The sequence below is a fragment of the Deltaproteobacteria bacterium genome (assembly GCA_016875225.1).
In the GTDB taxonomy this organism is placed as follows: domain Bacteria; phylum Myxococcota_A; class UBA9160; order SZUA-336; family SZUA-336; genus VGRW01.
This window is the reverse complement of sequence record VGRW01000129.1, coordinates 1-5,894: the sequence shown is the minus strand read 5'-3', so window position 1 is coordinate 5,894 and position 5,894 is coordinate 1. Positions and strand designations below refer to the sequence as shown.

The window sequence follows — 5,894 nt, the reverse complement described above, 5'->3', positions numbered from 1 at the left end:
TTTTCGCGTTGGCTACACCGTAGCGCAACATCTATTTTGGGACCGCTTCTAGGGTTTCTTCCGCTTCACGGTACGCGCGATGTACTTCTTGCCGGCTTCGAGTGACTCGGGATCGAAGACGGCGCTCAACAGTGCATCGCCGTCTGCAAACGCGGTCGAGCCGGCGCCCATCGCGTGCGCCACCGAGTTCACGTGCTCCTTGGTGATCGTGACCGGAACGCTCGGCATCTCGAGCAGTCGCGCGGCGAGAGACTCGACCTCGGCCGCGAGCTGCGCGTGGGGCACGACCCGGTTCAGGAAGCCCGCGGCCTTCGCCTCGTCCGGCGTGAAACGGCGGCAGGTCATCACCAGCTCCTTGGTGAGCGCGGGACCGATCTCGCGCACCAGCCTGGGAATTCCTCCCCAGGCCAGCGGAATGCCGAGCTCGACCTCGGGGATCGAGAACACCGCGTCGTCGGCCGCGACGCGCAGGTCGCAGACCGCCGCGAGCACCAGCCCCCCGCCGACGGCGTAGCCGTGCACCTGCGCGATCGTGACGGCGCGCATGGCCTCGAGCGCGTCCGCCATGCGCAGGCCGAGCTGGCCGATCTCGCGCCGCTCCGCCCAGGACTTGCCCGAGCGCGCCGACGCGCCGCCGATCGGCGAGTCCTCGAGGTCCGCGCCCGCGCAGAACGCGCGGCCCGCGCCCGACACGATCACCACGCGCACGTCCATGTGCTCGTCGAAGAAGGCCGCGGCGGCGACCAAGTCGCGCATCATCGTGGCGCCGACGGCGTTCAGCCGCTCGGGCCGGTTCAGCGTGATCCGACCCAGCGGTCCGTCGACCGCGAGCGCGATGGTCTCGAATTCTGGCAGCGTCACTTCATCTCCTCGCAGTCTCGGCTCACGGCCGCGCGACGTAGAAGGCGTTGATCGGATGCCCGAAGTCGATCGGCTCGAAGCGCGTGAAGCCGGCTTCGCTGCACATCTTGCGGGCGACGTTCTCCGAGAAGCCGAGCGTGCCGAGACCCGCGCCGTGCGGCTCCGACAGCGCCGACGACATGCAGGTGAGCACGGACGCGCCGTACATCATCGTCGCCATCGGATTCTTCTTCACGTTCTCTTCGTAGCTGTCGCGCGCCTTGATGTCGCAGATCAGCCAGACGCCGTCGGGTCGGATCGCGCGCCGGATCGCGCGCATGACCGCCTGCGGGTGCGACATGTCGTGCAGGCAGTCGAAGCTCGTGACGAAGTCCAGGCTCGCGTCCTCGGGCAGGCCCTCGACCCGCGCGTCGTGGAAGTGGGCGTTGCCGAGCTTCGCCTCGGCCCGGTTCTGCTCGGCGCGGCGGAGCGCGAACTCCGAGATGTCGTAGCCGTGGAACTCCGAGTTCGGGAACGCCTTGGCCAGCTCGATCAGCGCGACCCCCGCGCCGCAGCCGACATCCGCCGCGCGAGCGCCCGCGCGCAGCCGCTCGACCACGCCGGGCAGCTTCGGCAGCGCGAATGGAACCAGAAGCGTGCGGAACCAGGGCGCGAACGAGCGCTCGATTCCCTGGGCTCCCTCCGGGCCGAACGCGTCGTAGGGCAGGCCGACGCCGGTGCGGAACGCCTCGGGCAGCTTCTCGACCACGGCCATGGTCTGGGGCAGGTGCAGGAAGAATCCGCCCCCGAAGGCGGGGTGGTTCTCGTCGACGAGCACGGCCACACCCTCGGCGGAGAGCGAGAAGCGGCCGTCACCGACGAAGTCGAGAATTCCCGCCGCGCCCTGCTGGTACATCCACTCGCGGACCCAGCGCTCGTGCAGCCCGGTCGCGCGCGCGAGCTCGTCGCTCGTCGCCGCGCCGAGATCGCCGAGCGCCGCGTACAGTCCGAGTCGATCTCCCAGGCAGATCAGCGCCGACGTCATCGCGCCGCCGAGCGACCCGAAGACGATCTTCAGGTAGCCCTTCAGCTTCTCCGGGTCCGCGTTCCTCGAGTTCGCCATGCGAGCAAGTCTACACGAGCTTCGCGGCCGACTCGCGGCCCGACAGCACCTCGCTTCGCGAGCGCCACGCGCGCTCGATCAGGTCCTCGACCGCGCCCGGCTCGAGGGACGCCTCGCGCGCGACCCACTCGAGCTCGTCGCGCACGGTCGTGTCGAAGATCCCGGGATCGTCGCTGGCGACCACGAACGGGACGCCGTGATCGATGAATCGGTGCACCGGATGGTGTAGGGGGTCGGAGATCCCGCCGATGCGCAGATTCGAGGTCGGGCAGATCTCGACGATCGCGCCGGCCCGGCGCACGCCCGCCATCGCGAGCTCCTGGCGCGATCGCACCTCGTCGAGGCGCGCGGCGTCGTAGCGGTGCACCACCGGGTCGTCCGGCCTCCGGGCCCGCAGCGAATCGCGTTCGCGGAACAGCGCGTTCTCGTCCACGCGCACGCCGCGCGCGCGCAGGGCCTCGGCGTGCGCCAGGTCGTAGTCGATCTGGTCCAGCCGCTCCGCCACCGACTCGCTTCGCGCGTGCTCGCCGTAGACCTCGGGGTCGACGCCGAGCGCGATCGCGTGGCCGAGCCGGTGCGCGCCGAGCTCGGCAGCTTGGTGCACCCAGCGAACCGCGCTCTCGAGCGACTTGTCGCCGAAGCTCTCGCCCACGTGGTACAGGATCGCGAGCGCGCGAGCGGGATGGCGCTGGTTGAACTCGTGCACCGCCGCGAAGAACTCGGCCTTGCCCTTGGGCGGGAAGCCCTCTTCGACGTAGCAGAAGTCGACTCCGGTGACGGACTCGCCGTGCGGGCCGAGCGCGAGCTCGCGCACGAGCTCGAAGTCCGGCCACGGATCGCGCCGCGAAAGGCTCAGCGCCAGGCGCGAGGTCATCCCGTCGCGCGTCGCCTGCGCGTAGCGCTCGAGGATCGGAATCGAGAGCCGCCGCGCCATCTCGTTCGTGAAGGGCGGGCCGAACATCAGCCGCTGCTCCGCGTACCCGATTCCCTGCCGGCGCTGGTCGGCGAGCATTCTCGCGACGAAGAAGTCGATCTCGTCGGCGATGCCCGGCAGCGGATCGTCGTGCGTTCCCGCGACCGCGTGCATCATCGCGCTGCCGTTGATCAGCAGGTTGAACTTGGCTTGGAAGCGCTCGAAGTTCCCCGCGTCGGCGTCGCCGAAGACGAAAAGCCGCCGGAACTCCCGCTTTGCCTCGGGATCGCCGGCGCGGTGCCGCTCCAGGATCTCGCGCAAGCGCGGGCGCTCGCCGTATGCGCGCTCGAACGCGCTCTCGTAGAAGCGCCAGTCGATCTCGCGGTGGCCGAGCCGCTCCAGGTAGTCCTCGGCGCGGATCGTCCCGTACATGTGCAGGTGCAGCTCCGCGAGCGGCAGGCGTGGGTCCGTCATGGTCGGGGTCTATAGTACGGCGAGCGGAGGTCCTGGCGATGGCGAATTCGGGCGAGACCCGGATCGAGCGCGACTCACTCGGCGAGGTGCGTGTCCCTGCCGACGCGCTCTGGGGCGCGTCGACGCAGCGCGCGATCGAGAACTTCCCGATCAGCGGGGAGCGCTTTCCGCGCGTCTTCCTGCGCGCGCTCGGGCTGGTGAAGCGCGCGGCCGCGGGCGCGAACGCGGAGCTCGGCGTGCTCGAGCCCGGGCTCGCGACCGCGATCGCCACGGCTGCTCGCGAAGTCGAATCGGGACTGTGGGACGCGGAGTTCCCGGTCGACGTGTTCCAGACCGGCTCGGGCACCTCCACGAACATGAATGCGAACGAGGTGATCGCCTCTCGCGCATCGCGCTTTCTCGCGGCGCGCGGCGACGCGCGCCCCGTGCACCCCAACGACCACGTGAACGCGAGCCAGTCCTCGAACGACGTGATCCCGAGCGCGCTTCACGTCGCCGCGCGGCTCGCGCTGCGCGAGGATCTCGATCCCGCGCTCCTTGCGCTGCAGAGCTGCCTCGAAGCGAAGGCGCGGGCCTTCGACGGTGTGGTGAAGCTCGGCCGCACGCATCTGATGGACGCGACGCCCGTGCGGCTCGGACAGGAGTTCGCGGGCTGGGCGCGTCAGGTCGAGCTCGGCCGGGCGCGGGTCGCGCGGGCGTGCGAGGCGCTGGCCGAGCTCGCGCTCGGCGGCACCGCGGTCGGCACGGGCTTGAACGCGAAGCCCGGCTTCGCGCGCCTTGCGATCGAGGCGATCTCGCGCGAGAGCGGGCTCGATTTTCGCGAGGCCTCGAACCACTTCGAGGCGCAGGGAGCGCGCGACGCCGCGGTCGAGGCGAGCGGCGCGCTGCGCACGCTCGCCGTGTCTCTCGCGAAGATCGCCGCCGACGTGCGGCTGCTGGCGTCGGGGCCGCGCGGCGGGATCGGCGAGCTCGAGCTTCCCGCGATCCAGCCCGGCTCGTCGATCATGCCGGGGAAGGTGAATCCCGTGATCTGCGAGGTCGTGCTGCAGGTCTCGGCGCAGGTGATCGGCAACGACGCGGCGATCGCGGTCGCGGGCTTCTCGGGGCAGCTCGAGCTCAACGTCTTCGTGCCGCTGATCGCGCGCAATCTGCTCGCCTCGATCTCGCTGCTCGCGAGCGCGTCGCGGGTCTTCGAGCAGAAGTGCCTCGACGGGATCGAGGCGCGGGCCGAGCGCGCCGAAGCGCTGGTCGAGGAGAGCCTGGCGATGGTGACCGCGCTGGTTCCGGCGATCGGCTACGACGCCGCCGCCGAGATCGCGAAGGAGGCCTGGCGCACCGGACGGCGCGTGCGCGAGATCTGCCGCGAGCGCGCGCTCCTTCCCGACGACGAGCTCGCGCGGCTGCTCGATCCGCGCCGACAGACCGGGCTTTCGCTCCGCTAGCGGCGCGCGATCCCGAGCGTCGCGAGCGCGTGCTCCTTGGCCCACTTGTAGTCGGCCTTTCCGTTCGGCGCGCGCTGCACGACGTCCACGAAGAGCACGCGCTTGGGCAGCTTGTAGGCCGAGAGCTTGCCACGGCAGCTCGAGAGCACGTCGGCCTCGCCCGCGGAGCTTCCCGGGCGCAGGCTCGCGACCGCCGTCACGGCCTCGCCGAAGCGCTCGTCCGGAACTCCGACCACGAGACAGTCGTACACCGCGGGGTGGAGCTTCACGACCTCTTCGACCTCCTCCGGAAAGATCTTCTCGCCACCGGAGTTGATGCAGGCGGAGCCGCGCCCGAGCAGCGTGATCGAGCCGTCGGCGGCGACGCTCGCGTAGTCGCCGGGGAACGAGTACCGCACGCCGTTCACGGTCCGGAAGGTGCGCTCGGATTTCTCCGGGTCCTTGTAGTACCCGATCGGCACGTTGCCGGTGGTGGCGATCATGCCGATCTCGCCCGAGCCCGGCGCGACCTCGCGGCCGTCGTCAGCGAACACCTTCACGTTCGGATTCAGATTGAACTTCGCGGTCTCTGTCGCGTTCGCGCGTGTGGTGATGTTCGATCCCATGCCGCCTTCGGTCGAGCCCATGATGTCGAAGAGCATCATGTCGTGGCGGCGCAGCAGCGCCTGCTTGACCTCGGAGGTGAACATCACGCCGGACGACGCGATCATCGCCAGCGACCCGAGGTTCCAGGGCTTGCCGCGCGCCTCGGCTTCCTCGATCGCGCGCAGCATCGGCTTGGCGAACGCGTCGCCCACGATCACCAGATCCGTCGCGCGCTCGCGCTCCACGGTGCCGAACAGCTCGTCCGAGTCGAAGTGCGTGCCCTCGAGCAGGATCACGGTGCCGCCCAGGTGCAGCGTGACCATCGCGCCGATCCAGAGCCCGGTGCCGTGCATCAGCGGACAGCAGACGATCGTGCGCGGCGCGAGGCCCTTGGCCACGAGCGCCTCGACCGCGGGCGCGATCGCGTCGGCCGTGGTCGGAACCGGCAGGCCGCGCACGCCGTGGCCGAGCAGCATCCCCGCGCAGAAGGCGCTGGCGTCGTACATCTCTCCCTTCG

General features: G+C 70.3%; 5 protein-coding genes. 1 reads left to right on the top strand and 4 read right to left on the bottom strand.

The window, feature by feature from the left end; all coding sequences use genetic code 11:
- Positions 1–48: 48 nt before the first annotated feature.
- Genes FJ108_17615 through FJ108_17605 form a run of 3 tightly spaced genes read right to left on the bottom strand, consistent with a single transcriptional unit; the run spans position 49 to position 3,350 of the window.
- Positions 49–855, bottom strand: a complete 807-nt coding sequence (locus FJ108_17615; GenBank protein ID MBM4337708.1) for an enoyl-CoA hydratase/isomerase family protein — start codon at positions 853–855, stop codon at positions 49–51.
- A gap of 28 nt (positions 856–883) precedes the next feature.
- Complete coding sequence (locus FJ108_17610; protein ID MBM4337707.1) at positions 884–1,963, bottom strand: methyltransferase domain-containing protein; 1,080 nt, start codon at positions 1,961–1,963, stop codon at positions 884–886.
- Between the two features lie 10 nt (positions 1,964–1,973).
- Positions 1,974–3,350 carry a hypothetical protein gene (locus FJ108_17605; protein MBM4337706.1) on the bottom strand — a complete coding sequence of 459 codons (1,377 nt, stop codon included), beginning with the start codon at positions 3,348–3,350 and terminating at the stop codon, positions 1,974–1,976.
- Between the two features lie 38 nt (positions 3,351–3,388).
- Here FJ108_17605 and FJ108_17600 point away from each other — a divergent pair, with 38 nt between their 5' ends.
- Positions 3,389–4,792: a class II fumarate hydratase gene (locus tag FJ108_17600; protein MBM4337705.1), complete on the top strand. Its 1,404-nt coding sequence runs from the start codon at positions 3,389–3,391 to the stop codon at positions 4,790–4,792.
- Here FJ108_17600 and FJ108_17595 read toward each other — a convergent pair.
- Positions 4,789–5,883, bottom strand: coding sequence for an AMP-binding protein (locus FJ108_17595; GenBank protein ID MBM4337704.1), 1,095 nt, complete (start codon positions 5,881–5,883; stop codon positions 4,789–4,791). The genes FJ108_17600 and FJ108_17595 overlap by 4 nt on opposite strands.
- Positions 5,884–5,894: the final 11 nt, after the last annotated feature.